Source organism: Stappia sp. BW2 (assembly GCF_008107695.1).
In the GTDB taxonomy this organism is placed as follows: Bacteria; Pseudomonadota; Alphaproteobacteria; order Rhizobiales; family Stappiaceae; genus Roseibium.
Genome location: NZ_VIRG01000019.1, coordinates 1 through 420 on the forward strand (window position 1 = coordinate 1; position 420 = coordinate 420).

A 420-nucleotide genomic window follows, 5' to 3' on the forward strand; every position below is an offset into this window, starting at 1 on the left:
CCTGGACACCTACCTGAGCTTCGGCATCCGCCATCCCGAGCAGATCGAGACGCTGTCGGTGGAACTGACCTGCACCAACCAGAACCTGCCCCAACGGCTGCGCCTGGGCGATATCTGCGTCGCCTGCGAAGGCACGCCGGAGTTCCTCGGTTTCCGCAATATCACCCCGGCGACGCCGAGCTACGCGCCGCCGCTGAACCGCGATTTCCTCTGGAAACTGATCAGCAACATGTCGCTCAACTACCTGCCGCTGGCCAACGTCGACGCGCTCAAGGTGATCCTCGAAACCTACGACCTGCCGCGCTACTACGACCAGCATGCGGCGAAGGTCAGCAAGCGCCTGCTGGGCGGGCTCAAGTCGGTCCGCCACGCGCATGTCGACCGCCTGCATCGGGGCCTGCCGCTGCGCGGCTTGCGTAC

Annotated in this window: 1 protein-coding gene; it reads left to right on the plus strand. The window is 65.2% G+C overall.

Annotated elements, in window-relative coordinates; all coding sequences use genetic code 11:
- A partial coding sequence (locus FMN63_RS00090) for a type VI secretion system baseplate subunit TssF (RefSeq protein WP_205513744.1) occupies positions 1-420 on the plus strand: 420 nt, incomplete at both ends.